This window comes from Kamptonema formosum PCC 6407, from assembly GCF_000332155.1.
Classification (GTDB): Bacteria; Cyanobacteriota; Cyanobacteriia; order Cyanobacteriales; family Microcoleaceae; genus Kamptonema; species Kamptonema formosum.
On record NZ_KB235903.1, the window covers coordinates 1,768,598 to 1,794,719 of the forward strand.

At 44.8% G+C, this 26,122-nt stretch carries 19 protein-coding genes, 1 tRNA gene and 1 CRISPR repeat array; of the genes, 15 read left to right on the forward strand and 5 right to left on the reverse strand.

Annotated features, from left to right (window positions below; genetic code table 11):
* Nucleotides 1–9: 9 nt before the first annotated feature.
* From OSCIL6407_RS0112695 to OSCIL6407_RS0112705, 3 genes are all read left to right on the forward strand, one after another.
* Nucleotides 10–480, forward strand: coding sequence for a globin family protein (locus OSCIL6407_RS0112695; RefSeq protein ID WP_007352940.1), 471 nt, complete (start codon nucleotides 10–12; stop codon nucleotides 478–480).
* A 148-nt stretch (nucleotides 481–628) separates the two neighbouring features.
* Nucleotides 629–1,294, forward strand: a complete 666-nt coding sequence (locus OSCIL6407_RS0112700; protein ID WP_007352941.1) for a V4R domain-containing protein — start codon at nucleotides 629–631, stop codon at nucleotides 1,292–1,294.
* A 476-nt stretch (nucleotides 1,295–1,770) separates the two neighbouring features.
* Nucleotides 1,771–2,931 carry a pentapeptide repeat-containing protein gene (locus OSCIL6407_RS0112705; RefSeq protein WP_007352942.1) on the forward strand — a complete coding sequence of 387 codons (1,161 nt, stop codon included), beginning with the start codon at nucleotides 1,771–1,773 and terminating at the stop codon, nucleotides 2,929–2,931.
* Between the two features lie 64 nt (nucleotides 2,932–2,995).
* Here the strand turns inward: OSCIL6407_RS0112705 and OSCIL6407_RS0112710 are convergent, their stop codons facing one another.
* Entirely contained in the window at nucleotides 2,996–3,322 is a 327-nt protein-coding gene (locus OSCIL6407_RS0112710) for a YbjQ family protein (RefSeq protein WP_007352943.1), read from the reverse strand.
* Nucleotides 3,323–3,441: 119 nt separating this feature from the next.
* On the opposite strand from OSCIL6407_RS0112710, the gene OSCIL6407_RS0112715 reads away from it, so the two are divergent.
* The gene (locus OSCIL6407_RS0112715) at nucleotides 3,442–4,542 is read left to right on the forward strand and encodes a tetratricopeptide repeat protein (RefSeq protein WP_019487290.1); all 1,101 of its coding nucleotides are present in this window, start codon (nucleotides 3,442–3,444) and stop codon (nucleotides 4,540–4,542) included.
* A gap of 312 nt (nucleotides 4,543–4,854) precedes the next feature.
* Here the strand turns inward: OSCIL6407_RS0112715 and OSCIL6407_RS0112720 are convergent.
* From OSCIL6407_RS0112720 to OSCIL6407_RS0112740, 3 genes are all read right to left on the reverse strand, one after another.
* Nucleotides 4,855–4,925 (reverse strand) — tRNA-Gly (locus OSCIL6407_RS0112720).
* A gap of 70 nt (nucleotides 4,926–4,995) precedes the next feature.
* Entirely contained in the window at nucleotides 4,996–6,228 is a 1,233-nt protein-coding gene (locus tag OSCIL6407_RS37070) for a hypothetical protein (protein ID WP_234709942.1), read from the reverse strand.
* 114 nt (nucleotides 6,229–6,342) lie between these two features.
* Nucleotides 6,343–9,993, reverse strand: coding sequence for a response regulator (locus OSCIL6407_RS0112740; protein WP_019487293.1), 3,651 nt, complete (start codon nucleotides 9,991–9,993; stop codon nucleotides 6,343–6,345).
* Between the two features lie 837 nt (nucleotides 9,994–10,830).
* Between OSCIL6407_RS0112740 and OSCIL6407_RS0112750 the strand changes: the two genes are divergently transcribed.
* Nucleotides 10,831–11,523 (forward strand): GNAT family N-acetyltransferase, encoded by a 693-nt coding sequence (locus OSCIL6407_RS0112750; RefSeq protein ID WP_007358168.1) that lies wholly within the window; start codon nucleotides 10,831–10,833, stop codon nucleotides 11,521–11,523.
* A gap of 164 nt (nucleotides 11,524–11,687) precedes the next feature.
* On the opposite strand, the gene OSCIL6407_RS0112755 is transcribed toward OSCIL6407_RS0112750, so the two are convergent.
* On the reverse strand, nucleotides 11,688–13,763 hold the full coding sequence (locus OSCIL6407_RS0112755; RefSeq protein ID WP_007358167.1) for a prolyl oligopeptidase family serine peptidase: 2,076 nt from the start codon (nucleotides 13,761–13,763) through the stop codon (nucleotides 11,688–11,690).
* 11 nt (nucleotides 13,764–13,774) lie between these two features.
* On the opposite strand from OSCIL6407_RS0112755, the gene OSCIL6407_RS37780 reads away from it, so the two are divergent.
* The 10 genes from OSCIL6407_RS37780 to OSCIL6407_RS0112805 all read left to right on the forward strand — a co-directional run bounded on the left by OSCIL6407_RS37780 (nucleotide 13,775) and on the right by OSCIL6407_RS0112805 (nucleotide 25,926).
* On the forward strand, nucleotides 13,775–13,906 hold the full coding sequence (locus OSCIL6407_RS37780; protein ID WP_267879541.1) for a hypothetical protein: 132 nt from the start codon (nucleotides 13,775–13,777) through the stop codon (nucleotides 13,904–13,906).
* 123 nt (nucleotides 13,907–14,029) lie between these two features.
* Complete coding sequence (locus OSCIL6407_RS0112760; protein ID WP_007358166.1) at nucleotides 14,030–14,305, forward strand: hypothetical protein; 276 nt, start codon at nucleotides 14,030–14,032, stop codon at nucleotides 14,303–14,305.
* A 339-nt stretch (nucleotides 14,306–14,644) separates the two neighbouring features.
* Complete coding sequence (locus OSCIL6407_RS0112765; RefSeq protein ID WP_007358165.1) at nucleotides 14,645–15,643, forward strand: helix-turn-helix transcriptional regulator; 999 nt, start codon at nucleotides 14,645–14,647, stop codon at nucleotides 15,641–15,643.
* Nucleotides 15,630–16,298 (forward strand): type I-MYXAN CRISPR-associated protein Cas6/Cmx6, encoded by a 669-nt coding sequence (gene cas6 / locus OSCIL6407_RS0112770; RefSeq protein WP_007358164.1) that lies wholly within the window; start codon nucleotides 15,630–15,632, stop codon nucleotides 16,296–16,298. The genes OSCIL6407_RS0112765 and cas6 overlap by 14 nt, the downstream gene beginning before the upstream one ends.
* The gene (locus tag OSCIL6407_RS0112775) at nucleotides 16,291–18,675 is read left to right on the forward strand and encodes a CRISPR-associated helicase/endonuclease Cas3 (RefSeq protein ID WP_007358163.1); all 2,385 of its coding nucleotides are present in this window, start codon (nucleotides 16,291–16,293) and stop codon (nucleotides 18,673–18,675) included. Before cas6 ends, OSCIL6407_RS0112775 begins: the two co-directional genes overlap by 8 nt.
* Nucleotides 18,672–20,351, forward strand: a complete 1,680-nt coding sequence (gene cmx8 / locus OSCIL6407_RS0112780; protein ID WP_007358162.1) for a type I-MYXAN CRISPR-associated protein Cmx8 — start codon at nucleotides 18,672–18,674, stop codon at nucleotides 20,349–20,351. The genes OSCIL6407_RS0112775 and cmx8 overlap by 4 nt, the downstream gene beginning before the upstream one ends.
* Nucleotides 20,352–20,384: 33 nt before the next feature.
* Nucleotides 20,385–21,287: a hypothetical protein gene (locus OSCIL6407_RS0112785; protein WP_007358161.1), complete on the forward strand. Its 903-nt coding sequence runs from the start codon at nucleotides 20,385–20,387 to the stop codon at nucleotides 21,285–21,287.
* Between the two features lie 10 nt (nucleotides 21,288–21,297).
* On the forward strand, nucleotides 21,298–21,996 hold the full coding sequence (gene cas5 / locus OSCIL6407_RS0112790) for a type I-MYXAN CRISPR-associated protein Cas5/Cmx5/DevS (RefSeq protein WP_026103727.1): 699 nt from the start codon (nucleotides 21,298–21,300) through the stop codon (nucleotides 21,994–21,996).
* Between the two features lie 412 nt (nucleotides 21,997–22,408).
* A complete protein-coding gene (gene cas4 / locus OSCIL6407_RS0112800) occupies nucleotides 22,409–23,167 on the forward strand; it encodes a CRISPR-associated protein Cas4 (RefSeq protein ID WP_019487296.1) in 759 nt (252 codons plus the stop codon).
* 123 nt (nucleotides 23,168–23,290) lie between these two features.
* A CRISPR array of direct repeats spans nucleotides 23,291–24,491; the repeat unit is 36 nt; unit sequence GTGATTAAACCTTTGATGCCGTAAGGCGTTGAGCAC.
* Nucleotides 24,492–24,711: 220 nt separating this feature from the next.
* Entirely contained in the window at nucleotides 24,712–25,926 is a 1,215-nt protein-coding gene (locus tag OSCIL6407_RS0112805) for a glutathione S-transferase family protein (protein ID WP_007355502.1), read from the forward strand.
* Nucleotides 25,927–26,122: the final 196 nt, after the last annotated feature.

The following is a 26,122-nucleotide window of genomic DNA, read 5'->3' on the forward strand; positions in this document are numbered from 1 at the left end:
TTTAAAATCATGCACCCTGAGATTGAGGCGCTGCTGGATCACGCGGAAACCCGCTTTCTCAAAAACGAAGAACTCGCAATTTTTAAACGTTATGCGGCAACCTTAGCCCAGCGTTTAAAAGTTTACGAATTTTTGCGGGATAAGGAAGTAGCTATCTTCCAACCTATTGCCAATCAGCTACAAGAAACTTTTCCCCAAGAGAAACAGGAAAACTTAGAGCGCTCCCTTACACATTGGCTTCTAGCTTTGCGTCACTGTGCTATGGCTATGTTGCTGAATGACTCGGTGTTTCTAAAGGAACGATTGTTAGATTGGCTCTCTGGTATAGTGCAAGCTCACCAAAGCCAAGAGATAGAGGCAACTATTTTGAAGCTGTTACAGGCTCGTTTGAAGGAACTGCTTTCGGAACAAGCACTAGCCATATTGCAACCATTCTTAGACCAAGCATCAACTATTTTGGTAAGGCCTAATAGCCATTAGCCATTAGCAATTAGCCATTAGCCATTAGCCATATTGCAACCATTCTTAGACCAAGCATCAACTATTTTGGTAAGGCCTAATAGCCATTAGGCATTAGCAATTAGCCATTAGCCATTAGCCATTAGTAACCAACAACTAACCACTAACAATGATTAATATTGCCGAATTACTGACACAGCCTCGCCTCCCCGGAAATTACTTTGCAACCGATGCCTATGTCCGGGGTGACTTGGAACTTGGTTTGCTCGAAAATCGTCGGGGAGATCGTCTTTTAGCACTCCCAGAAACATTTATTCAAGCTATATATAGTGGCTTGGAACAAGAAACGGGTCAAGCCTCCCGCCTAGTTCTATTTAACTGCGGACGGTGGTGGGGCAAAAATTTCTATGCTCGTTTTTGTGAGGAGGTTAGCGAATACTACGGCAAACCTCTTTCAGAAATGGAAATGGTGGAATTCGTTCAGTGTCTCCAACAGTGCTGGAAAACTCACGGCTGGGGGACATTTGACCTCGATCCCAGCTATACCGAACAGGGCTTTTTGATTGTAAAAATTACTAAATCCATGTTTGCTCAAAAAGCTCCTAAGTGGAACTGTCCAGTATGTTTTCTAGAAGCTGGTATTTTGAGCGCATTTTTTACTCAACTAACAGGTCGAGACCTTTACTGCGTGCAAACTACTTGCGAGTCTATGGGTGCTGAGTGTAACCATTTTATTTTAGGCTTAAGCGATCGCCTCCAACCAGCGGAGGCTATGGTTGAACAAGGTCAAGACCACGAAACCATCCTTACACGCCTGTGTGAAAAACGCTCTTAAGCGATCGCATCAATCTCTGTGTCTTACTAACTCGCTTTCTAGGGGCAATCTCCCTGTGGTTGCCCCTCGGAATCTAGCGATCCCCAATAGCTCAAATACAGTTTAGACCCCAAGTCCAGCCAACTGTCTCATAATTAAGCAGATCGATCGATATCCTGATAAATCCAGCTCAAGTTTGTATAAATAAAGTTTAAGGCTAGTGGGCATTACTCGCTATAAAGATTTGAATAAATTTATGTATTAATATGGTTAAGTTTGAGAAATATGACATAATTGCGGGAAAGATTATAAAATATATATTAAAATCATAAATAAGCGGGTTGCATCCAATAGAGCTTTAACCTTTACTACCACGCTCAAAGCTGGGATAAACTACTTTATTAATGTGTTTTTAGCAAAAGAGATACAAAAAACCTACCCTGTCTATCCAACCTACTGCTCTATGGGTAGACTTGAAGTCCCCTGCGGAGGTCTAAATGGATGCAACTGAACTGCTAAAGCGATATGCAGAAGGTGAAAGAGATTTCAAGCGGGCAAACCTGCGAGGGCTCGTGCTTAGCGTGGTCGATTCCCACAGTGGCGATACCCCTACCCTCGTTTTGGCAAACATCAACGAACAACAGAATAGACCTTACCTAATTGGGGCAAATCTGAGCGAAGCTGACCTCAGTAAAGCTCATCTCAGCCGTGCCAACCTCAGTAAAGCCGACCTGAGCGGGGCAAATCTCTGCGGAGCTAACCTGGTAGGAGCAAGTCTGAGCGGAGCCAATCTGACGGGAGCTAACCTAACAGGAGCTAACCTAACGGGAGCACATTTGAATTGGGCTAATCTGAGTACAGCCAACCTGAGCAAAGCTAATTTGAAGGGTACAGATATGAGCGCTGCTAACTTTAGCGGAGCTATCCTCAATGATGCCAATCTTGGTAAAGCCTATTTAATTAAGTCTAATCTTTCTCAAGCTCAACTAAACGATGCAGACCTAACTCAGGCTAACCTCAAAGATGCAGACTTAACTGATGCCAACCTCAGCGGGGCTGAGTTAGCTAGGGCGAATTTAGCTGGAGCGAACTTGACTCGCGCCGACTTAACGAAAGCGAATCTTTTAAAAGCTAACCTTAGACGTGCTGACCTTACTGAATCTTACCTAAATTGGGCTAGTTTGGGGGAAGCAGACTTAAGTGAAGCTATTTTGACTAGAGCGAATTTAAGTAAGGCTGATTTGAGCAAGACTTACCTCAGAAAGATAGTTTTGCACGGTTGTCACCTCAGTGGAATTAATCTCAGCGGAGCGGATCTTGGGGGTTTAGATTTAAGTAAGAAGCTGTTAACTGGGATTAATTTGGCGAGCGCATATTTGAGTGAAGCTAATCTCAGCGGTGCTTATTTAATAGAAGCTAATCTCAGCGATGCTAATCTTTGTGGAGCTGATTTGAGTGATGCTTGTCTGATGAAAGCTAACTTTATCGGTGCTCGTATGGGCAACATTAACTTAAGTAATGCTAACCTGACTGGAGCAAAATTATGCAAAGCCGATTTAATGGGAGCTAATTTGCGAGGAGCGATTCTAACGGAGGCAGATATGAGGGGCGCTAACTTAATTGGAGCAATTTTGCCTAATGGTAAGACTTATAACTGAAATTGACAGTTAACAGTTAACAGTTAATTGTTAACTGTTAACTATCTATAGACAAGCCTCTTACCTACCGCAATTTAACAGCAGTGCCAACAGCAGTAATCAACAACAAAGCCCCGGAACTATCTACATTAATTGTCCCTGTGTCAATTTCAACACCGATCACAGCATTAGCTCCGAGCCGCTTGGCTCGTTGTTCCAACTCAGCCAGTGCATCTTGTTGCCCTTTCCTAAATACCTCTTCATAGCTGCCAGTCCGGCCGCCAATAATATCGCGAATTCCTGCAAAGAAGTCCCGCAGGGCGTTAGTTCCATAGACTACCTCAGCGGTGACAATCCCCAAGTAGGTATGAACCTCTGCACCGTGAATGATATCAGTTGTTGTTACAATCATCCTTTGTTATCCTCAAACACAAAAATCTTGAGCTGATGGAACTCTGTAGAGGAACTACATCTTGCAGCTCAAAGATTCCAGATCGGTCACACACCAATTTCAACAATCTTTAGAACAGCATGGCCGTGTACAAACAAACTCTATTGGCAGTCAGTACCTTGTTGGCGCTAGTCTTCACCACAGCAACGCCACCACTTGTCCTTGCTGCCGAAATATTAGTTCAAGCTAATCCTCAAATAGCTCAAAATCTCGACGAACTCCTCCGCAAAGGGCGGGAGTTAGTTGACTCTGGACAAATTGCTCAAGCGATCGCACTTTATCAGCAAGCCGCCCGCTTAGATACGAAAAACCCGCGCATCTTCTCCGGTATTGGCTATTTAGAGGCTCGCCAGGGTAACTTCCAAGCAGCGGCGGAATTTTATCAACAAGCGATCGCCCTTGACCCCAATAACGCCGATTTTCAGTATGCTTTAGGCTTCACTTTGGCTCATTTAGAAAATTATCCCGCCGCCGCCACCGCTTACCGCCGCGCTACTCAACTGGATGCCAAAAACATCAACGCCTACCTCGGCCTCGGTGTTGCCTTATTCCAGCAGCAAGACTACAACGGAGCTTTTCGAGCCTACCAACAGGCGATCGCTCTCGACTCCAAAAACTGGCAAGCCTATTCCTCACTGGGTATGGTATTGCTTCAGCAGAGGCGCTATAGCAACGCCGTGCAGGTACTCCAACAAGCTGCCCAACTCGCTCCCAAGCAAGCAGGAGTGCAGCTTAAACTGGGGACAGCATTGCTCCGCAACGGCAATACCTCAGAAGGTATAGCAGCTTTTGAACAAGCAGCCAAATTGGAACCTCGCAATGCTGAAGTGCAGTTTGAGGTAGGAACGCTATTGAAGGCTCAGAATGACATTGAAGGGGCATTAACAGCTTATCAGCGAGCAGTGCTGGCAAAGCCGCGTTTAATTGAAGCACACGCAGCTATTGGAGAGATTCAACTGGAAAAAGAAGATTATTTTTCCGCAATTGTTACCTTTCGCCGCGTGATTAATTTAGATCCAGAAAATGCGAATGCTTACTATAATTTGGGCGTTGGGCTCTTAGCGCAACAACGGAAATCTGAGGCGATCGCAGCTTTTGAGCAAGCTCGCGAGCTTTATCAGGAACAAGGGAAAACTGAGGAGCTAGAAAAAACTGAGGAAATATTGCAACAACTCAAATAGGCTAATGGTTAATGGCTAATATCATGTCCGGCAAATTACTTACGATCTGTCAAAAGCGAGCAAAGCGAAGCAATCTCAAAACCTTGCGATTGCTTCGCACAGCGAACAATGACAAGTATTTAACCGGACATGATATAATTGGTAATGTAACCTACATTCCTCACCCTTAACGGAATGTAAGGTATTGGCATAAACTAGGATTTGCCCTAACCAACGAAAGCGGTTACTATATCATACAACATATAACTACCTCAAGACAAATATCACCTTAACCAAGGCTTAAAGAAGGTATTACTCATTTCTTAATTTAGAAGCGGGTGGCGGGAATCGAACCCGCATTATTAGCTTGGAAGGCTAAAGTTTTACCACTAAACTACACCCGCACAGACTTAAATACCATAACACAGATTTCCCAAAAGTGCAAGTAATCTGAAAAATTTCCTAATCTAGACCTTAAAGAGCTTTCACTGTTAGTCTTAACCACAGTTCTGAATATACGGCTTGACCGCCAGAGTGGGCGGCTTGAAATTGCCAATTTTTGAGCAATTCTTTCGCAAAACTTAGATAATCAAAGGTTTTAGCTCCCGACGGCCCTTGAGTGCCATCTTCAACTGGATTTACTTGTCTAATAATAGTAAGCTTTCCTTTCTCATCAATTTCGACAAGCACTTCAAAAGTTAAAGCAGAACCAGAAATCAGACCAATTTGCAGGGGATCGAGAACAGGCGAAAATTGCCTCTGATTTTGTACTGGTTTAGCGAGTTGGTCTGGGATATCTCTTTCTCCGCTGCGAATGCTACCTAAATCAAAAGTTGCTATCACACCGCCGTTATTCTGACTCCCAGAGGGTTGAGGCTTTGGTGAAGGTACGGGTGGTGTTGGCGTTGCAGGTTTACGATCGCCTAAACTAGGTGGTGGATAAGGCATTGCTCTTACAGAACCCGCTCGCACAACAACAGGCTTTGGAGTTACAGTGGGTTTAGGTTGTGGCGATCGCACAGCAGGTTTTGGGGTTACAGCAGGTTTAGGTGCTGGCTTAGGTTGTGGCGATCGCACAGCAGGTTTTACAGCTACACTGGGTTTAGGTGCTGGTTTAGGTTGTGGCGATCGCACAGCAGGTTTTACAGCTACACTGGGTTTAGGTGCTGGTTTAGGTTGTGGCGATCGCGCAGCAGGTTTTGGAGTTACAGCAGGTTTAGGTGCTGGTTTAGGTTGTGGCGATCGCGCAGCAGGTTTTGCAGCTACAGTTAATTTAGGTGCTGGTTTAGGTTGTGGCGATCGCGCAGCAGGTTTTACAGCTAGAGTGGGTTTAGGTACTGGTTTAGGTTGTGGCGATCGCGCAGCAGGTTTTGCAGCTACCTTATTCTGAGACTTAGCAATGACTTGAGCATCAGGTATAGTACCCTTGCTAGTTATCGGCTTGGTAGCTATAGGCGGCAATATTTTATTGTTAATTACCACCCCAGAAACAGGCTTACGAGATTCTACAATAGGAGGAAGTTCAATCAACTCAACCGATACAGGCTCCTTCTCAACCGTATGCACAGAATCAACAGCACCAAGACGAATCGAACAGAAAGCCACTGCGTGTAAGACAACAGAACCTAAAAGCGCAGCCATCGATAACATCGGCGACTCAGAGCGGCGCTGGAAAGTAAAATTTTTCTTATAAAGCGTTCTAGTCATAGGAAAATAAGTAATAAATATTGCAGTTAACAGTTAACAGTTAACGGTTAACAGTTAACCGTTAACTGTTAACGTCCTTCTTCCTTCTTCCCTCTTCCTTCTTCCTTCTTCCAACTATCTTTTCACTACAAAAGTCAGCACAGTTTCATCAATCCCCTTAAGTTGCAGCGATTTGTACTTAACAATCTCATCCTCATCCAAATAATCCGCCACCGCCGCCGAAACAATAATCGTATTTGGTTCCGCCGCCTCTTGCAGACGCGCCGCAATATTCACGCTGGGCCCAATCGCCGTATAATCCGATCGCTCCTCACTACCAAACATCCCCACCACAGCAGTACCCTGATGAATCCCACAGCGGAAACGCACCAAAGGAACATCATTAACTCCCACAAGGCCCTGTTCTTGCCAGCGTTCATTTAGCTCATCCAGAGCCAAAAGCATACTCCGAGCCGAAGCCACCGCACGGCGCACTTGCTCATTAGGAGTCAACTCCTCCGGCGCACCATAAAGAGCCATCACCGCATCCCCGACAAACTTATCCACCGTACCGCCATTATTGAACACAGCCTTAGTCATAGCTGCCAAATACTCATTTAATAACTCAGCTACTCGGCGCGATCGCAAGGTATTTGCCAAAGCAGTAAAACCCACAATATCGCTAAATAAAATCGTAATCAGACGCGGTTCCGGGCGCAAATCTAAACTCAATTCCCCCGCCGCCGCCTTCTTCACCATCGAAGGCGGCAAAAACCTACCTAACACTGACTCAGTTAAATAAGTATTCAACTGCTGCACCCGGCGCTCATTTTGCTTCAGTGCCACCAAATTTCGCACCTCAGCTAACAGTTCCCGGTCATTAAAAGGCTTAGACAAATAAGCATCCGCTCCCCGTTCTACTCCCTCAATTCTAGTATCTTCATCCGCCTTTGCTGTCAACAAAATTACAGGTGTACCCTTGAGCACATCATCTTCACGAATCATCCGAATCAAATCTAAACCAGACACCACAGGCATCATTAAATCTGTCACAATTACATCCGGGTCGTCACTTTTCGCCATTTCTAACCCCTCAGCTCCATTACGAGCAAGTACCACAGAAAAATTAGCTTGCCGTAAAATTCTTGCTACATAAGTCCGCAAATCTGGATTATCATCAACCACTAACACAGTAGGCAATTTTTCGGATTTATCTTCGGCTTTAATTAAATCGCTGGGAATAAATGTCTCTAGTTTTTCCTCTTCCTCAAACATATCTGTCTCCACATCCGCCAATTCCACCGCCGCCTTAGCAGAGTGAAAGTCAGCAGGCACTTCTAGCAAGCGATCTGCGGGCAAATGCGTCGTGCCCTTAACCAGCCAAACCGTGAAAGTAGAGCCTTCACCATAAACCGATTCTACGGAAATTTTACCTGCGTGCAGTTCCACGAGTTCCTTAACGAGAGCTAACCCTAAACCACTACCTTCATAGGAGCGAGAAGCAGAGCCTTCAGCTTGACGGAAGCGCTCAAATAAGTAGGGAATTTGTTCAGTGCGGATGCCAATACCACTATCTTTGACCTGAAGCAAACAGTGCGAACTGACATTACTTAAGCTGATAGTAATGTTTCCTCCTGACGGGGTAAACTTCATTGCATTGGATAGAAGGTTATAAAGAACTTTATCAAACCTTTCAATATCCAAATATAGGGGAGGGCAATTCTCCAATTGAGTAATAAGATTGATACCTTTCTTTTCGCAATAGGGCCGGAAGGATTCAACGGTACTCCGACAGAATCCTACTAGGTCAGTAGGGCGAAAACTCGGCTGCATCCTACCAGCATCAAGGCGTTGCAAATCAAGTAATTGATTTACCAACCGTAGCAGGCGGCGGGAATTGCGGAGGGCGATCGCAGCTTGTTCGTAAGGTAAATCCTGTTTCAAACTGACTGCTGACTCCAGAGGCCCAATCGTTAAAGTTAGCGGCGTGCGGAACTCGTGAGAGATATTTTGGAAAAATTCAGTTTTGAGGCGATCTGCTTCCAGCAGTCGTTCCGCCTGTTGCCTAGTAGTTTGATAGAGGCGCGATTGTTGCACTGCTAGAGATGCTTGGGTGGCGACTACTTGTGCCAGCTCGATTTCCCAGGGAAGCCAGCGGCGGGTGGATCGATTTTGACGGAGGGAAATGCTACCGATAATCTTGCCATCAGAGATGAGAGGGACTACCAGTAAAGCTCGTGCAGGCGATCGCAGCGGCAATTCAGTCACATTGAGCTCAGGATGTTCGTTGAGATCTCCCAGCGCTACTGGTTGTTTCGATAACATCACTTGCTGCAACACCGGATTACCTCGAATCGGTACCACTGACTGAGGCAGAGAATAAGGAGCAACACTCAAGGATGGGAGATCGGGTTCGCTGAGATCGATCTCGTCCTGAGTGTTTGAGGGCCTGTGTCCTTCGGCAAATTCTCCTACAGCCACCGCATTCATCGTTGCATCGTAGAGCCCCACGCACTGGACGTACTCATCATCTTCTGTCCACAGAGACAGGGCGCAGCCATCAATATGCAGTGCTTGTCCCAACTGTTGGGTAATAGCGGCAAAGATGTTTTGCGGGTCAAGAGAGGAGCGAATCGCTGAGGTGATGGTATTAACAAGGGCCTCTCGTTTTGCTAGTGCTCGAACTTGCTCGTAGGCCCGCGCTTGGGAAAGGGCTAAAGCGGCTTGGTCAGCAACAGTAATGACTAACTGCACTTCATGATCTTGCCATTGGCGGGAATCCTCAAACTGATGTAACGCCAGTACTGCCATTAGTTCCATTTGATAAAACAGTGGCACTATTAAGCTGGTGCAAATATTCGCAGCCGAGTAAGCCTGCTTCCGCTCCCAGTTTTCGGGGCTCTGTACCCGCTCATCGCTTTGAGCATCTTGGATCACCTCTACATCTAGAGTTTCCCAAACTAAAAGCGGCAAAATGTCGGCGGAGAGGGAAGAGGAAGAGGGGGAAACTGGGAGAGAGGAAGATAGGGAGGACTCGGAAGATTTAGCTTCCCCATCTCCTCCATCTCCCCATCTCCCCATCTCCCCCGCTCCCCTGCTCCCCTGCTCCCCTGCTCCCCTGCTCCCCTGCTGCCCCTCTCCCCTGCTCAACAGATCCCCTTCTAACCCTTTAGGTCTTGCTTCTTGTTTTTCATAAAGAAACCACTCCTCGGCCATCTGCCCATCTTGAAAAGGTCGCAGCAAGCAGCAGCTAACGTCAAACATATGACCGACGGTTTCAACTATTCTTTGAAGCATCTGCCGGTAATCCGGTGCAGAGCGAATGGTATTGGTGACGGCGTATAGTAAAGAGCCTTGTTTAAGGGCCCGCCGCAGTTCTTCTGTCCGAGCTTTGAGGACGTTGTGGGTATCGACTGCTTGGCTAACGAGGGCTTTGAGTTCTTCAGCATCCCAAGGTTTTGTAACGTATTTAAATACTTTGCCAGAGTTAATAGCTTCTACTAGGTCTTCAACATCTGTATAGCCCGTTAATATAATTCTAATTACATCAGGATAGCTAGTGGCAGCTAAACTTAGAAATTCTGTACCGCTCATTTGTGGCATCCGCTGATCGGAAATAATGACGGCTATTTCACCTTCTCTGGCTAAAATTTCCAAGGCAGCAGGGCCCGAATCTGCTCTGAGCACTTTGTAATCCCGATGGAAGGTGCGGTAGAGCAGGTCAAGGTTATCAGGCTCGTCATCGACGACCAATAGTTTTAATTTACGGTTAGTTTGGGAATTCATAGAGATTCTCCAAAACGGAAACCCATCGCCTTTTGCGTTGGAGGAGTTCTTGACCCTTTAGGCACAGCAACTTGACATTAGTCAACAGATATGTTAATGCTAGATTGTATGATTTTACTAAAACACAAAGACCCGATATGTCAGGGTTGAAACTCCTCAAACCCAAGTGTTTTGAGTTTAAAAACTCAAACCGAGTGGCTAAATATAGGACAATCGGCGAGTGAATCAAGCAGGGTAAAAAAGTTGCATTTGTAGTATGTTCGCAAGTAGGGGCAGGTTGAGCAACATCTTCTCTAGTTAGTGCAGATATTTGTAAACCCGCCCCTGCTGGAACCCCGCAAGGGCTAATAAATTCTAAGGGCAATTGGTACTGCCTAAAGGCAGAAGACACTAGCTTAGCTGTTGTTTTAGGGCTGTCCTGTTGCATAAACCGCTATCTGTCTGAATGTTGAAATCAATGAAAGTGAGTATAGTTCACAGCCATAGCTGTCTTCTAAATAATCCCATCCCTTACCAGGGTGGGAGTCTCAACGTTTAATCTTAACTACGGTTGCCCTCAGAGGAACAAGAGTTTAAATAATGGCCCAATTGCGGGGATTCATCCTGATGTCTAATTATTATTAACACAGTTGCGGTATTGGCGAGTAAGGCTGGAGGGCATTGCTGCCGCTCGGCTAGCCTCAAGGCTAAAGCTAATCTGGACTTTAGCGGGAAAAGCTTCATGGGAAGATGTTTCCCGGTAGCGGAGGTAAAAATTTACTTCTCGTTTAATGGTGACATAATCCTGACTCTAATTCCTACGGGCGATTAGGCACGGCGATCGCTTTATTTGCCAGTATGAGGCTGGGTGATTCTGATAGGCTGATAATTAAAACTTGGCTTGGAGTTGTGAATCCTTTCTTTTTTTCTTCGATGTCCCGCGATTTAGAAAGCTCCCGATGTCCGTCTGGCCCCTCTCGCTTTCTGATCCGGGCGGCTGTATCTAAGGATCTGACGCAGTTGGCGGAAATTTTGGCTCTGAGCTTTCACTCTCGCGAGGGGATTATGGAGTTGATTTATCCAGTGTTGCGGTTGGGTATTTATGAAGATTTAAGAAACCGGCTGCGATCGGCTTCGGAGCATTATATTTGTTTGGCGGCTGAGCTCACATCTAGCAGGGAGGGGGCACAGGGTCGTCTGTTGGGAACGGGGGATCTGGCGGGAACGGTGGAAATGGGTTTGCGCTCTCACCATCCTTGGCCGATGTCTAATTCTGAGTATCCTTATTTGTCAAATTTGGCTGTCCATCCAAACTGTAGGCGGTTGGGGGTTGCTCAACAATTACTGAGTAATTGCGAGCGTGCGGCGCTGGAGTGGGGGTTTTCTGATATTTACCTGCACGTATTAGAGAATAATCATGCGGCACGTAGGCTTTATTTTAAGGCTGGCTATCAGTTGCAACAGGTTGATTGGAATTGGACTTGTTTGTTTTTCCGTCAACCCCGGCGGTTGTTTTTGCGGAAAAATCTCGCGCCTGCGCCGATCGCGTAACGCCGTCTTCTGGGTGGTAAAATTACCGCCCAGAGGGTGACGTTATCAACAATTATGTATGGCTAGGGACTAGGGGCTAGGGGCTAGGGACTAGGGACTAGGGAAAGAAGGGAAAGAAGGGAAAGAAGGGAATAGAAATCAGCGTTTCAGCAATTCAGTGTGTCTTAAACGCCTTGGCGATTGCTATTAAGTCCTAATGTCCGCACTAGAAAAGCCCATTCATCGGCAATTTCTTCGATAATTTTAGCGGTAGGTTTGCCGGCTCCGTGTCCGGCTTTGGTTTCAATGCGAATTAAGACTGGGCGATCGCCTTTGTGGGCTGCTTGCAATGCAGCGGTAAATTTGAAACTATGAGCGGGAACTACGCGATCGTCGTGGTCTGCTGTGGTAATCATTGTGGCTGGATAAGGGGTTCCTGGTTTGAGATTGTGCAGGGGAGAATAGCGATAGAGCACATCAAATTCCTCTTGATTTTCTGGGGAACCGTACTCGGAACACCACGCCCAGCCAATGGTAAATTTGTGAAAGCGCAACATATCCATAACGCCAACGGCGGGGAGTGCTGCGCCGAATAGTTCGGGACGCTGGGTCATGCAGGCTCCTACTAATAATCCGCCGTTACTACCGCCTGCGATCGCTAATTTTGCTGGTGTTGTGTATTTGTTGTCTATTAACCATTCTGCGGCAGCTATAAAGTCGTCAAACACATTCTGTTTGTTTAATTTTGTGCCTGCTTGATGCCATTCTTCGCCGTATTCACCGCCGCCGCGTAAGTTGGCGATCGCGTAAATTCCTCCCATTTCTAACCAAACTACTCTGCTGACAGAAAAGCTGGGGGTAATTGATGCCCCAAAACCGCCGTAGCCGTAAAGATATGTGGCGTTATTTCCATCGAGTTGCACTCCCTTTTTATGGGTGATAAACATCGGCACTTTGGTGCCATCTTTGCTGCTATAAAATACTTGTTTGGTTTCGTAATCTTCGGGATTAAAATCTACCTGGGGCTGGCGGTAAAGCGTACTTTCGCCTGTCACCATATCGTAATGATAGATGGTGTTGGGTGCTGTAAAACTGGTGTAACTGTAAAAGGTTTCGGTGTCGTGGCGTTTGCCCCCAAAACCGCCGGCAGAACCTATTCCGGGCAAGGCTACTTCTCTAACGAATGCACCTTCTAAATTAAAGATTTTAATCTGAGTATAAGCGTCTTTCAGGTAAGAGGTAACGAATTGATTATTGAGGATGCCGATGCCTTGGAGAGTTTCGGTGGATTGAGGTATAACTTCTGTGCTGGTGTTAGTGGTAGTATCGATGGCAATGACGCGACGGCGAGGTGCATCTAGGTCTGTTTGAAACCAAAATAGGGAGCCTTCGTTATCAATGAATCCATATTCAGCATCGAACTCATTAATTAATTCTATTACTTGTGATTCTGGGTTGGTTAAATCTTTGTAAAAGATCAAGTTTTGCGGATCTGTTCCCCGCCAAACTGAGACGATCAAGTATTTGCCATCTTCGCTAACTCCGCCGCTGAATCCCCATTCTTTTTGGTCGGGGCGTTCATAAATTAACTGGTCTTCAGATTGAGCTGTACCGAGACGGTGGTAGTACAATTTTTGGTAATAGTTAACGTCTTCTAGTTTGCTTTTTTCGTTTTGTTCGTCGTAGCGACTGTAAAAAAATCCTTGATGGTCGTGCGTCCAAGATGCACCAGAAAATTTTACCCATTGCAAACGGTCTGATAAATCTTCACCTGTTTCTACATCTCTGACTTTCCATTCTTGCCAGTCGGAACCAGAGGCGGATAAACCATAGGCCATTAGTTTGCCATTTTCGCTGAGGGCTAGGCCAGAAAGGGCGATGGTTCCATCTTCGGAAAGGGTATTGGGGTCTATTAAAACTTTGGCTTCGCCGTCGAGGGAGGTTAAGGTGTAGAGGACGGATTGATTTTGGAGGCCGTCGTTTTTGAAGTAAAAGTAGCGATCGCCTTGTTTGAAGGGAATGCTATATTTTTCGTAGTCCCATAGTTGAGTTAGCCGCTGTTTGATTTTTTCGCGGGCGGGAATTTCGCTGAGGTAGGCGAAAGTAACTTGGTTTTGGGCCTCAATCCAAGCTTTGGTTTCCTCTGAGTCAGGGTCTTCTAGCCAGCGGTAAGGATCTGCAATTTTTAGGCCGTGATATTCATCGGTTTGCTCGATTTTGCGGCTGGTGGGGTAAGTTAGATGTTGAGTGCGATCGGGCATGATTTTGGAGTATGGTCAATATTGTCCAGTTTAGCGCTCAAGAGTCAGTTAGTGTCGGGAGATTTTATAGACCTGGCTGGTATTATATCTTGTTTATTAATCTGGAGGATGGCGATCGAGTCATTTTTGAATTGTTTTTTTGACTGGATTAGTGAGATAACGATCTCAAGTTATAGCCTCGTAACGATCTGACTGTGAAGGAACTATCGGCAATATTGTTGCAGTCAATTATAATAGTTGTTACTATCATTTCACCAGAACTAGCTATGAATCAACTACCTAATCAAACACCCGATCCTTTCGATACGAATCAACCATCTAATCGGTTCGATCCGCAAAATTTAGCGAAGGAACTAGATAGGGAAAATGTGGATAGACCGGTAGTCTACCATCCCGACACTAAAAAAGTTTTGCAAAAAGTCTTTATTATGCTAATTGTTGGCGGTGTAATTGTTGGGGGAATTCTATCTATAGGAATTCTGAAGCTGATGAAAAATTATGGATTGACAGATGTGCCGCCGAGGGAAGAAAAGGCGAGGTAGAATTTTGTCAATGGAGTTCGCTAAATATCCTTAACCATGAGGGAAAAAGCCTCGGCCATGCGGCAGGCTGTGTAGAGGCAAACTCCAAATAGGGCGCTGTTGCGATCGCTCTGGAATCCTTCGCTAAAGGGCCGCTCGATTTCTTATTAGGTGAGTATTTTGTAGGACTTACGCAGGTCGTACCAGAAACCGGGTTTTTTAGACAGGACTAAGGCAAAAAAAACCCGGTTTCTTTGGTTGGTGCGTAAGTTCTGACTTGTATAAGTTTTTTGTGAAGGCGGAAAGTTTTTTGCCGGGTTGCTTCTTTAATATAAAGCTAACCAAGCAAACATTAAGCTTATGTCCCGCCATTTGGAAAGATTGTTGCAAATTGACTCACTGTTGCGAGCAGCACAGCGGCAAACAACAGGAACAATTGCTGAAGCTTTGGAAGTTAGCGAAAGAACAATCCGTAGCGACTTGGCATTTTTGCGCGATCGGTTCAACGCCCCGGTGGAGTTCAATCGCCAAAAAGGTTTTCACTACATCGATCCAGATTGGCGCTTGCCCAGTATTTCTCTAAGTCAAGGTGAATTATTTGCTCTGACATTGGGAGCGAGAATGTTGCAAGCTTACTCAGGTTCAACTTATACCACAGAATTGCGCTCTGCGATCGCACGATTGAGTGAAAGATTGCCAGAACAAACTTGGATCGATCTTCAAAGAATTGCTGATGAACGCATTATTTTTAGAAGTGGTGCTGAAACCTATATTAACCCTGAAATCTGGAATCAATTAGTAGAAGCTTGTAGAACATCCCAGCAAGTCAAGATGTGTTATTTCACAGCAAGTCGCAATGCTAAGTCTGAGCGAGTGCTCGACCCTTACTTGCTGCACATTTACCGAGGAACTAACCCTTACGTAATTGGATTTTGTCAACAACGCCAAGAGATTAGGTGGTTTCGAGTCGATCGCATTCAGAGCTTAGAAATTCTTAATACTAAGTTTATGCGCGATCGCACATTTAATGCTCAAGAACATCTAGAGCGGATTTTTCAAGCTGAGGTAGGAGGAGGTAAACCCATTGAAGTAGAAATTTGGTTTGATGGGCCCACAGCACCCTATATCTGGGAGAGGCGATGGCATCCAACTCAGGAAATTGAACAACATCCTGATGGTTCGATTACCTTGAGGATGAGTGTGGCGGGTTTGAATGAGATTAAGCGGTGGGTGTTGGGGTATGGGAAAGGGGCGAGAGTGAAAAGCCCACCGGAGTTGGTGAAGTTGGTTCAAGATGAGGTAGAGGCGATGAGTAACAATTATAGTTTTCAGGAGGGATCTAGTTATGCTAATCACTGAATGCGATCGCGAGGAACGACAAGATAATAATTTGCCTTATGTAGAGTTGTGTTTTAGTCTCATCGGTAAAACTTTACCTGCGGATCATGGGTATGGTTTGTATTCCGCGATCGCACACTCTCAAGAGGAACTTCACAATTTAGCAGGGGTGAGTATTCAAACCATTCAGGGAATGCCTGATAAGCAAGGGGTAATTCATTTAAGCGATCGCTCTAAATTGAGAATCCGCCTACCTGGAGACAAAGTGCCGTTGGTGTATCCCTTAGCGGGCAAGCAATTAACTATTGGTAAGCACGCAATTCGGCTAGGAATCCCGCAAATTTTTGTATTGCAACCTGCCGCGAGATTGCGATCGCGCATTGTGATTATTAAGGGATTCCAAGAACCAGATACTTTTTTGGTAGCAGCAAAGCGACAATTGGATGATTTACAAATTCAAGGTAATCTGACAATTCCGCTGAATGAAGAGGGAGAATTTAGTCGGAAGGCAATTAAAGTTAAAACGTTTTCAGTAGTGGGTTTTAGTTTAGAAGTAATGGATCTCAGCGATGATGATTCTATTAAGTTGCAGGCTTTAGGATTGGGGGGTAAACATCGTATGGGTTGTGGGATTTTCAACACTTTGCCCCGTGCATGGAGGTTTGATAATGTCTAATCTGCCTGAGCATTTATTGGCAAAAAGTAAGCCGCCTATTACTCTTAAAAAGCACCTAGAAGATACGGCAAAATGTGCTTTACAAATCTTCCGGCTAGATGGTCGGTGGGGACAAAATTGGTGTAGATTCTTCAAAATTCAAGGCATTGAAGCACAAGAAAAATTCTTGTTAAATTTGCGTGTTGCAGCCTTATTGCATGACATTGGTAAAGCAAATGAGGAATTTTACAAAGCTGTATCTGAGGGATGCTATCAAACTTTCAGACATGAACATATCAGCGCACTGGTATTGCATTTAAAACAAGTTCGTTCTTGGTTACAAAAAGAAAACTCATCTTTAGATGTGGAAGTAATTACGGCTGCGGTTTTGTCCCATCATTTGAAGGCTGCGGAAAAAGGCGATCGCGAATGGGGAAAACCATCTAAAGTAACTCGCTACAAACCAGTTAAGCTTTACCTACTACATGATGAAATAAAAGTCACCTTACAAGAAATTGCGCGCGTCGCGAGTCTGGATCAGCCTCCCGAAATCGCGATCGCTACCTTCTCCCAAGATGCCATCTGGTGTAAAGCATGGGAAGATGGCATGAAAGCTGCTAGACAGTTCAAACGCAATCTAAACGATGAGCGAAGAAGTCTTCTTTTGGCTGTTAAAGCAGGGTTAATTGTTTCTGATGCGGCGGCTTCAGGATTGGTGCGAGAAGGAAAGAAAATTGATGAATGGATTGAAGAAGTTGTACATAGTAAAGCGATTACCAAGGCTGAAATTGTTACTGCGATTATTCATCCCATCATCGGCAAAATTGATGCAAGACGAGAGGATAAACCTTTTGATCTTAAGAAATTTTTGGAAGAAAACAACACGGGACAACTACAGATGCTGCAAGATGAAACTCTGCACACATTTCAGAAGGAAATAGGAGTGCAAGGTTCAAGAGTTTTGTTATTAGCTGCTTGCGCTGCTGGAAAAACTCTTACTGCTTGGAAATGGGCAGAAGAACAGGTAAAACACCATACAGTAGGAAAAGTAATTTTTCTTTATCCCACAAGGGGTACAGCAACGGAAGGCTTTAAGGATTACGTGAGTTGGGCACCAGAAGCAGATGCAGCACTGGTGACAGGAACAGCGCGTTATGAACTCGAAGCGATCGCAGAAAATCCACCCGACTCAATGAAAGAAAAAGACTTCACCACTGAGGATCGTCTATTTTCATTAGGCTTTTGGTCGCGGCGATACTTTAGCGCAACAGTGGATCAATTTCTAGGTTTCATGGAGCACAGCTATGGTGGGATTTGCTTGTTACCGGCTCTAGCAGATAGCGTGTTAATTATTGATGAAATTCACAGTTTCGATCGCAAGATGTTTGATAGCTTAATTGCATTTCTCAAACATTTCGATCTACCTGTTTTGTGTATGACAGCAACATTACCAACTTGTCGAAAAAATGAGTTAGTGGAAGCGGGATTAAAAGTATATCCAACAGCCAGCGATCGCGAAAACTTGAAAGACCTTGAAGAGAAAGAGAATCATCCCCGCTATCGACTTGAACCTGTAGAGAATTTTACCAGTGCGTTGACCAAAGCTAAACAGGCTTATAGCCAGGGTGAGCGAGTTTTATGGGTTGTGAATACAGTCGATCGCTGTCTGGCAATCTCACAAAAGCTAAAGGAGGAACTAAAGGTAGAAGTTTTGACATATCATAGCAGATTTCGATTAACCGATCGACAGAAAGTTCATACAAAAACGGTTAAGGCATTTGCATTTCAAAAAGTACGAAAACCAGCAATTGCTGTAACTACGCAAGTTTGTGAAATGTCTCTCGATCTTGATGCTGATGTTTTAATTACCGAATTTGCTCCCATTCCTTCCCTAGTTCAACGCTTTGGACGTGCTAATCGTCATTTAGTTAGGGGTAATGATTTTCGTGCTGCACTTCATATTTATGAGCCGCCGAAGGCTTTGCCATATAATCGTGAAGAATTAGACGCTGCTAGAAAGTTTATTAACGATTTAGGTGAGGGTGATATTAGTCAAAAAAGACTCGCTGACACAATGGAAAAATATACTCCTGAAGAACGAAGTAGCGATGGTTCCTCGCGTTTTCTCGATAGTGGCTACTTTGCCACGATGGGTAGTTTTCGAGATACGGATGAATATGCTGTTCCTTGTATTCTCGATCGCGATCTTGATGAGGTGGAAAAACGGATCAAGAAGCATCAACCTTATGACGGATACAAAATTAATGTACCTGAGACTTGGGCAAAAGGCGATCGTCCAAGTTGGCTACCAAGGTATTTAAAAGTTGCTGAGTGGGAAGGACATTACGACGAGCGATCGGGATTTCAGACCAAACCATTAGAGGATGTGAAATTATGAATGAACTAATTTCTATCCCATACACATTGGCCGAGTTGTCTTCTTCTCAGCATCGATCTGGTTTAGCAGGATTAGTTTTAATGGTACAATGGTTACATCGTTTTCAGCCGTGGAAACAAGATGGTTCTGCTATTTGCGAGATCGATAATTTGAGCGATCGCGGTGTAACTTTACGAATTAATCAGTTAGGTTTACAAGCACTACTCAATGAAGTCTATGCAGCGAGTTGGGAAGAAAAAATCGAGTACAAGTTACGCGAAGACAAGGAAACAGGAGAAATTATTCAGCCGATAAGGACTGAAGAAGTACCTGATAAAGATTCAAAAACAGGGAAAGTAAAGATCGACAAAAAAACAGGGCAACCCAAAACGAAGACTGCTTATTACTATCCTATGTTTGTACCACAAGGAGCATTCCTTGTTGATCCACAGTACGATCGTTCCTCTGATGGAAAAAATGGACTTTGGATTAAACTTTGGCGAGATGCTCTTTGGGCAATTCTAAAAGCCAAAGCACTTTCTCGCAACAGTTTTAAGGCAAGAGCGAATGAATTGTCAGATACAAAAGATGTCAAGGATATTTGGAAAAATTTAGCTAATCCTTCCTCACAAATCAAACTTGCAGGTAGCTTTTACTTGGGAGTACAGGAAAAAAATGCAGAAGATATCCCTTTTAAAGATAGGGGACGATATCATTTTCTGCTGCATTTCTGGTTTTTTGTTGCACAGATATATGTCCCCATTAAAATTAATATTGAGAAGGAAAAGGAGAGTAAAAAACATCAGGAAAATATAGATTTTTGGGGCTACGTAATAGCTATCCCTGATATTGCAAACCTCAAGTTTTTCTGTGATGAGTTTTTTGAATTTCTTAGTTCTAGGGAAATTAAACCATTTAAGTTTCTCCCTCGTGAATGTATTATAGACTTGCAACTTGAAGCAGCGCTGGAAATGAGCAAACGTCTTAAACTTCAGCTTAATAAAAGTGAGTCTAAAAAGAGTATGTCAGACTTAGTTAATGCAATAGACATTATTCATGCTCATAGACCTAAAGATGATACTAAATTCATTTATATTGGGCGTTTTTTACCAACGATGGAGATGGCTAATGAGTATGAAGCGATCAAAAATAGTCTATGGAGTCCGACATTTCGCCACCAAAGATTACTTAATCTAGTGAGGGATAAAAAATGGTATACAGGATTTGATTCGCTTCTGTGTACCATTCCCTACGAGCAAACGATGGAAAATGATTATTTCCGTCACGACTCACGCGAATCATTCAAATATGAGGTAGAAGATATGACCGAAGAAACAGAACAGGATCTTGGAACTGAAGTTGCCGAATACTCTTGCGAAAGACTGGTTTTGCGATTGGTAAAATCCTATGTATTAAGTAAGTTAGAAGGTAAATATCAACTCAAGTGGAAGGATGTTCAAGGCTCGCCGAAAGAAAGCGAGTATCGCGACAAAAAAGCAAAAATAGCTAAATCTGCTTTTTTGGATATTCGCAGCCGTAGCGAAAAATCAGATTTCATTAATTACTTTGCTTCTACGATTTGCTCTGTATCTCAACGAATGAATGAGTCAGATTTTGAAAAGCTAACTCGCGATCTCTATGAAGACACAGACAAAGTGCGTACTTTAACGATGCTTGCTCTTTCTGCCAACAGCTAACTGTCAATTTAACTTCAAGGAAAAACTGGACTTATGCCTAACAATAATCTCTTTACAACTGTCCTCACCTACGCTGCTCCTAGTTCTAACTATCGCGGCGAAAGTGAAGAAAACCGCACTGTTCTCCAAAAGATTGCGAAGGGTACAAAGGAACATACAGTTATTAGTCCCGAATCAATGCGTAATGCTTTACGAGAAATGTTAATTGAGGCTGGATTACCTTGTAATCGTAAGCGTCTACACGACCAAGATCAGCTTGCAGTCGAATTTAAAGAATTTCCAAATGCCAGCAAGTTTGCTGATGATTTTATCTTTGGGTTCATGGTTGCTGATAATGAGGCCATCAAGAAAAATAAAGGGATGCTTCCAAAAAGAGATAGCATTTTGCGAATGAATATGGCTGTTGCAGTGACTCCTTATCGGTTTGATGCAACCTTTCACCAATCCCCAAAAAATGCCGAGACAGAGAATAATAAAGATACCTTCTGGAAGAATTCCAAGAAAAATAATTCAACACTTTTGCACCGTGAAATTTCCCACACTGCTTATCAGTATCCTTTTGCTCTTGCTTACAACGACTGTAAGGAAAAGCCTGAATGGGTGAAACCATTACTAAAGGCAATTGGTGAGCTTTCTAATGTTGCTGGTGGACACGCACGTAGTTATTATGAAATGGCTCCTAAGAGTATTATTGCACGTCTAACTCCTTGCCTTGTCGCAGGTTTTAATACTTATGGATTTGATGAAAATGGAAACTTTAACGAATTATCTCGGCTGCATTCGGAAGACCTACCTGCTGAGGAATTTTGGATTGGTGGCGAGATAATTCGTAATATGAAAGCAGAACAACGGAAACACCTACAGGATGCTGGCGCAAAGCTGTACGAAAATCCCCAAAAGTTGATAATTGACATTGCTAATGACTTTTTAGGTTAAGAAAATCCCAATGAATTGTATGTGGTTGCGTGTTCGTGCGCCCTTTGCTGCCTATCGTGGTTTTCAGGCTGGAGTTTATCGCTCAACTATGCCTGTAATGCCTCCTTCTGCTGCATTAGGCTTAGTCTTAAATCTGGCGGGAATTGAAATGCGAACTGGGTTGGATCAAGTAACAACTCAAATTCGTAAAGATATTCCCCATTTACAATTAGCAATTGGAGCAGTTGACGGTTCAAAAAGTGAGATTTGTACGCTTTACCAACAACTTCATAGTTATCCTGTTGGATCTTCTGGTAAGGAACTTAAAGAAAAAACTCATGGGGCAAAATACTGGATTGTTCCTGTACGGCGAGAGTTAATTGTTGGACTGGATATTATCATCGGTATTCGTGAATTTGAAGGGCTATTTGAACGCATCCGTCAGGGATTGCGGGGCGAATTAAACGATCGCCGCTACGGTTTACCGTTTGCTGGTGATAATAACTTCCTTTTCGATCGCATTGATATTATGGATAGCCCACTGTTAACCCACTGGTATGAAAAAATGGAAGTTGACTCAGAACCACGCAAGCGATCGCAACGTTTGACGGTTGGTATCGATCGCCTTGATAACAGTAAAACAATAAGTCATCTTTTTGCGCCAATTTCTGAACCCTCAATTGAGCCGCCTTTGAATGCTTGGATTTGGACACCTAAGAAACCAGATTAATACGTAACTGGCACATCGTAGGATGCTTTATTATATAAAGTTCTGTAGGGGCGGGAACGCCTACGATATTTGATTATTATCTAAAAATTCTCGCTTACCCGCCCCGCCCCTACTCAAGATACTCAGCTTGGAGATAAGGAAGAGTTGTAAGTCGGCAAAAGTGCCGCTAAAATAAAAACATTGTGGACAATGTGAGGTTATTGATGGGGAGACAGTTTTCTCCCAACTGCAACAGAAACTTCAAAAACGTCGCGATCGCGCTGGTTTATGAGTAATATTTGTCGGTTTACTTTTTCAAGAACCTTTTGAGGAGTGATTATAGCGGAAACTTTTTTGCCTAGTGAAATAGCTAAAGTAATCCTAACCTGAAAAACCATCAGGTAAAAAACTTTAACTCAACCCATATTTCACCATGCAACTACTCGAAATTGACTATTTTTCACCCCCAAAACAAAGTACAATTCGCGTCTCGGCCCTCCACGCGATCGCGTACTGTCCCCGCCTTTTCTACCTCGAAGAAGTAGAAGAACTCTACACCCAAGATGCAGCAGTATTCGCCGGTCGCCGACTCCATGTTGAGATCGAAAAACAGGAAGATGAAGACTGGGAAGACCTTTACTTAGAAAGTGAAGAATTGGGCTTGCGAGGCCGCCTAGATGCCCTTCGCACCCGCGATGGTCAAACAATTCCCTACGAGCACAAACGGGGGCGCTGTCACCGAGATGCACATAATCAGCCCCAAGCTTGGGAAAGCGATCGCATCCAAATTCTCGCCTACGCTTACCTCATCGAATCAGCTTTACGCATTCCAGTCCCAGAAGGCCGCATCCGCTACCATGCTGATAACGTCATGGTTCGCGTCCCCTTCGATGATACAGGACGGGCAGCAGTGCGAGAGGCGATAGAGCAAGCGCGATCGCTCCGCCAGTCCCCCTGTCGCCCACCCGTCACCGACAACGAACGCCTCTGTACCCGCTGCTCCCTTGCTCCAGTCTGCTTGCCAGAAGAAGCCCGACTTGCCCACAACCGAGAATGGCAACCTATTCGGTTATTTCCTGAAGACGACGAAGGTTGTATGGCTGGAAACCTTTATCCTGTATGGGTTTTAGCTTTGATTGGTTCGCTGGAGGTGCTTGCAAAACTCTGGATTTCATACAGGATAAGGGTTTGAGGAAATTGCGATTTGGGTTTTATGGCTAGTTTTTGGCTTTTTTTGAGATTTTGTTGCTATTGAGTGGAGGTGCTTGTAAAATGGGCGAGAGGTGGTTGTCCTGTAAAGGTTTCAGCCGCCGCTGTGATTAAACCTTTGATGCCGTAAGGCGTTGAGCACGTAAAGAGATTCCCTCATTTCGGCAAAAGGGAATTGTGATTAAACCTTTGATGCCGTAAGGCGTTGAGCACGCATAGAAGCGATGGGCAATGCCTTACAAATGGTGTTAGTGATTAAACCTTTGATGCCGTAAGGCGTTGAGCACTCGCTAACAACTGCTTTGACACACCTTGTCACTCTAGTGATTAAACCTTTGATGCCGTAAGGCGTTGAGCACCAGACACTCCATAAGATAATTCGCCCCGAAGACGAATGTGATTAAACCTTTGATGCCGTAAGGCGTTGAGCACATGAATTGCCTAAATGGTATAACTTCGATGCTGACGTGATTAAACCTTTGATGCCGTAAGGCGTTGAGCACAGTTAAATTATTAATGCCGGATTTTGAGACAAAACCGTGATTAAACCTTTGATGCCGTAAGGCGTTGAGCACGAACACCTACGGAAGGATTTGAATTTGAGCTAGAGGTGATTAAACCTTTGATGCCGTAAGGCGTTGAGCACGTAAAACCAGCGAAAAAGGCGGAGGAAAAGCCTCCCAGTGATTAAACCTTTGATGCCGTAAGGCGTTGAGCACTATTTTTCACCCGTTCTTTCTTAGGCCGGCTGCCTGGGCGTGATTAAACCTTTGATGCCGTAAGGCGTTGAGCACTTGGCTTGTTTGTTACCTCCTGTTGTTTTAATTTTCTGGTGATTAAACCTTTGATGCCGTAAGGCGTTGAGCACATATGTTTAGCGCGTGGCCGGCTAACGCAATGGGTTTAGTGATTAAACCTTTGATGCCGTAAGGCGTTGAGCACTACACCTCCTTTGTGTGGTTATGGTTGGTCAATGGTGATTAAACCTTTGATGCCGTAAGGCGTTGAGCACCTAGACCCGATCATTTATTATTGGATGGCAGAGTGTTTAGAGTGATTAAACCTTTGATGCCGTAAGGCGTTGAGCACTCCCACCCATTCTATCAAGTCAGCATCCCTAAGTTTCCGTGATTAAACCTTTGATGCCGTAAGGCGTTGAGCACAGGATAAAGGTGCGCGATCGCTAGGCAAATTCAAATCGTGATTAAACCTTTGATGCCGTAAGGCGTTGAGCACTAAAGAAGCGGCGGCTAGCTAGAATCACGAATAGCGTGATTAAACCTTTGATGCCGTAAGGCGTTGAGCACGAAGGGAATTATCCGAATGAGTTTGATGTTCCTTGATGCCAATAGGTGTTATCTTACATCCAATCCGGGGGTTGTTCGTACTAGAAGTCAAAGACTAAAAACTAGATACTATCGGCCATGTAACCAAATCTGACTGGACGAGCTTTGAGAGCGATCGCGACCAAGAAAAGTTCTATATTAGTCTATATTTTGGGGAACCATCATCAGCACTAATTTACCCATGACATCCACCACAACGATCGCCACCCCCCTAAGCTGGACAGAATTAGAAGCCCTCACAGACTTTCAAATCGATCGCATCAACGGGCCAACTAACGCTCAATCCCGCCTGCGCCTGTTCGGACAAACCGAAGCCGATGTCCGAGTCACCCTCTACCGCGACAACCACGCCTGGTGTCCCTATTGCCAAAAAATCTGGTTGTGGTTGGAAGAAAAACAAATTCCCTATCGTATTGACAAAGTTACCATGTTCTGCTATGGGGAAAAAGAAAGTTGGTACAAGCGCAAAGTGCCGTCGGGAATGCTACCCGCGATCGAACTAGACGGCCGCATCATCACCGAAAGCGACGACATCTTAATCGCCCTCGAAAGAATCTATGGCCCCTTGGGTTTGGGCATGGAAAACCCCGCAGTCATTTCCCTGCGGCGGTTAGAGCGACTGCTGTTTAGAGCTTGGTGCTCTTGGCTGTGCTACCCCGCCAGTTCAGCTAGAGTAGAACAGCACAACCGCAACCAATTTATTAATATCGTCGCCCAAGTGGAAGCAGCCCTGGCTAGCACTCCTGGGCCTTATTTTCTGGAAGAATTTGGGACTGCCGATGTCATCTTTACGCCCTACGTCGAACGCATGAATGCCAGTCTTTACTACTACAAAGGCTACTCCATGCGCGAAGAAAACCCCCGCTTTGCTGACTGGTTTGCAGCGATGGAAAGCCGCCCCACCTATCGCGGCACTCAAAGCGACTTCCACACCCACGTCCACGATTTACCCCCTCAAATGGGCGGCTGTTATGAAAACGGCGAACCGCAAATGTTGCTCAACAAAGCCCGCGTCGATAATGGGCCTTGGGCTGGACTCCCGGATGCGATGTACCCAGAACAGGAAACCGCCCGCGCTGAAGCACTCCATCGCGTCATTAAGCACCGCCGCAACATCATTCGCGTCAACCCTGCTGACGACAATTTATTCGATCAAGCTTTGCGCTGTGCTTTAACCTTGATGATGACAGGCGAAGTTTGTAAGCCGCCGGCTGGTTCAGATGCGGCTTTGCGCTATTTGCGCGATCGCGTGAATGTACCCCGCGATATGTCGATTTACGCCGCCAAGCGATTGCGGGAAGCCTTGGAGGAAACGGCGGCTTTGGTGGGTGATGGTCAAGGTACTCCGATTTTGCTCAAGCATCGGCGAGATCAAGATCCGGCTAATTTTGCATAGGATTCTAGGCCGATGGAATCAGACGGAATCGGCATTGCACAGGCTCTAGTTCGGGCTTGCTGAATAAGTTATGGCTTCAGCTTTACTAGGACTTATAAAATAGTAATAAGTCAGTAATTTCTCAACCAATCAGGACTTACGCACCCAACCAAAGAAACCGGGTTTTTTACGAAAATACTTCATTGTGACTTCTACT

Coding starts and splice junctions, on each gene's coding strand:
- OSCIL6407_RS0112715 (WP_019487290.1), top strand. CDS start 3,442: ATGGCCGTGTACAAACAAACTCTATTGGCAGTCAGTACCTTGTTGGCG.
- OSCIL6407_RS0112755 (WP_007358167.1), bottom strand. CDS start 13,763: ATGCCCGATCGCACTCAACATCTAACTTACCCCACCAGCCGCAAAATC.
- OSCIL6407_RS0112710 (WP_007352943.1), bottom strand. CDS start 3,322: ATGATTGTAACAACAACTGATATCATTCACGGTGCAGAGGTTCATACC.
- OSCIL6407_RS37780 (WP_267879541.1), top strand. CDS start 13,775: ATGGTCAATATTGTCCAGTTTAGCGCTCAAGAGTCAGTTAGTGTCGGG.
- OSCIL6407_RS0112700 (WP_007352941.1), top strand. CDS start 629: ATGATTAATATTGCCGAATTACTGACACAGCCTCGCCTCCCCGGAAAT.
- cas5 (WP_026103727.1), top strand. CDS start 21,298: ATGAATTGTATGTGGTTGCGTGTTCGTGCGCCCTTTGCTGCCTATCGT.
- OSCIL6407_RS37070 (WP_234709942.1), bottom strand. CDS start 6,228: ATGACTAGAACGCTTTATAAGAAAAATTTTACTTTCCAGCGCCGCTCT.
- OSCIL6407_RS0112785 (WP_007358161.1), top strand. CDS start 20,385: ATGCCTAACAATAATCTCTTTACAACTGTCCTCACCTACGCTGCTCCT.
- OSCIL6407_RS0112765 (WP_007358165.1), top strand. CDS start 14,645: ATGTCCCGCCATTTGGAAAGATTGTTGCAAATTGACTCACTGTTGCGA.
- OSCIL6407_RS0112695 (WP_007352940.1), top strand. CDS start 10: ATGCACCCTGAGATTGAGGCGCTGCTGGATCACGCGGAAACCCGCTTT.
- OSCIL6407_RS0112760 (WP_007358166.1), top strand. CDS start 14,030: ATGAATCAACTACCTAATCAAACACCCGATCCTTTCGATACGAATCAA.
- OSCIL6407_RS0112705 (WP_007352942.1), top strand. CDS start 1,771: ATGGATGCAACTGAACTGCTAAAGCGATATGCAGAAGGTGAAAGAGAT.
- OSCIL6407_RS0112750 (WP_007358168.1), top strand. CDS start 10,831: ATGAGGCTGGGTGATTCTGATAGGCTGATAATTAAAACTTGGCTTGGA.
- cmx8 (WP_007358162.1), top strand. CDS start 18,672: ATGAATGAACTAATTTCTATCCCATACACATTGGCCGAGTTGTCTTCT.
- cas6 (WP_007358164.1), top strand. CDS start 15,630: ATGCTAATCACTGAATGCGATCGCGAGGAACGACAAGATAATAATTTG.
- OSCIL6407_RS0112740 (WP_019487293.1), bottom strand. CDS start 9,993: ATGAATTCCCAAACTAACCGTAAATTAAAACTATTGGTCGTCGATGAC.
- OSCIL6407_RS0112805 (WP_007355502.1), top strand. CDS start 24,712: ATGACATCCACCACAACGATCGCCACCCCCCTAAGCTGGACAGAATTA.
- OSCIL6407_RS0112775 (WP_007358163.1), top strand. CDS start 16,291: ATGTCTAATCTGCCTGAGCATTTATTGGCAAAAAGTAAGCCGCCTATT.
- cas4 (WP_019487296.1), top strand. CDS start 22,409: ATGCAACTACTCGAAATTGACTATTTTTCACCCCCAAAACAAAGTACA.